Below are 1,325 nucleotides of genomic sequence, written 5' to 3' on the forward strand. Positions count from 1 at the left end.
CAAGATCCCCGACTGTGAGGATGGGGCGGCACCGCTCGAGGGTCTGACCCGATCCCCGATTGACGCTTCGGCTGTCCTCACTCTGAATCGTCGGCCTTTCGAGCGGTGCCATCGCGTGCACCGGCCGGCGACCGTGACCTCATAGAAGCTTGACTCAAGCGGTCCCATCACAGTCGTGTCCGTCCGCTGGCCGGTGCGCGCGAGCCCTCTCGCCGCGCACGGAAGGAACCCGGCCACCATGTCACAGCCCATTGAGGTGATCGGCGGGATCGACACCCACACCGACGTTCACCAGGCCGCCGTCATCGACACCATCGGTCGGCACCTGGCCACCGAGGCGTTCCCCACGACGCCTGCCGGTTACCGGGACCTGCTGGAGTGGCTGCACTCCCACGGCCGGGTGCTGGTTGTGGGCATGGAGGGCACCGGCTCCTTCGGCGCCGAACTCGGCCGCTACCTCCGAGCCAACCAGGTCGCCGTCATCGAGGTGGACCGACCCGATCGTCGAGCTCGCCGAGCGGCGGGGAAGTCAGACCCCATCGACGCCTATGCCGCCGCCACCGCAGTACTCGCAGGCCGCGCCACAGGGACCCCGAAGCACCGCGACGGCGCGGTCGAGGCAATCCGCGGCCTGCGCGTCGTACGCGCCAGCGCCGTCAAGGCCCGCACCCAGACCATCAACCAGATCAAATCACTGATTATCACCGCGCCCGCTGAGGTCCGCGAAGCACTGCGCCCGCTGACCACGACCGAGCTGGTCCGACGGCTGGCCGCCAGCCGCCCGGGCACCGATCTGGCCACCCCAGCCACAGCCGTCAAAGTGGCCCTCAAGCGCTTGGCCAAGCGCTACCGGCACTTGAGCGAGGAGATAGCAGACGCCGACGGCGACCTGCGGTCGCTGATCACCCGCACCGCACCCGACTTGCTAGCGCTGCCGGGCGTCGGAACCGACACCGCCGGGCAGTTGCTGGTCACCGCCGGCGACAACCCCGACAGGCTCGCTTCCGAGGCCTCCTTCGCCCACTTGTGCGCCGCCGCACCCGTCCCGGCCTCTTCCGGGCGTACCGACCGCCACCGGCTCAACCGTGGCGGAGACCGCCAGGCCAACCGCGCGCTGCACACAATCGTGCTGGTCCGCATGCGCCACGACCCGCGCACCCGCGAGTACGTCGCACGGCGCACCGTCGAAGGACTCAAGACGAAGGACATCTTCCGATGCCTCAAGCGCTTCGTCGCGCGCGAGGTATACCACCACCTCACCAGCGCATTCACCGGCACACCCGCGCCGTCTCCTACGGCTTGACGATCTATAGAAGCTTCAGAGA

The 1,325-nt window shown here is 68.7% G+C and carries 1 protein-coding gene; it reads left to right on the forward strand.

Going from position 1 to position 1,325, the window contains the following annotated elements; genetic code table 11:
• Nucleotides 1-238 precede the first annotated feature (238 nt).
• On the forward strand, nt 239-1,303 hold the full coding sequence (locus AAW14_RS39330; protein WP_265569262.1) for an IS110 family transposase: 1,065 nt from the start codon (nt 239-241) through the stop codon (nt 1,301-1,303).
• The last annotated feature ends 22 nt before the right edge of the window (nt 1,304-1,325 follow it).

Source organism: Streptomyces hygroscopicus (assembly GCF_026168105.1).
In the GTDB taxonomy this organism is placed as follows: domain Bacteria; phylum Actinomycetota; class Actinomycetes; order Streptomycetales; family Streptomycetaceae; genus Streptomyces; species Streptomyces hygroscopicus_D.

Excerpts from the sequence above, each read along its gene's own strand:
- AAW14_RS39330 (WP_265569262.1), top strand. The coding sequence starts at position 239 with ATGTCACAGCCCATTGAGGTGATCGGCGGGATCGACACCCACACCGAC.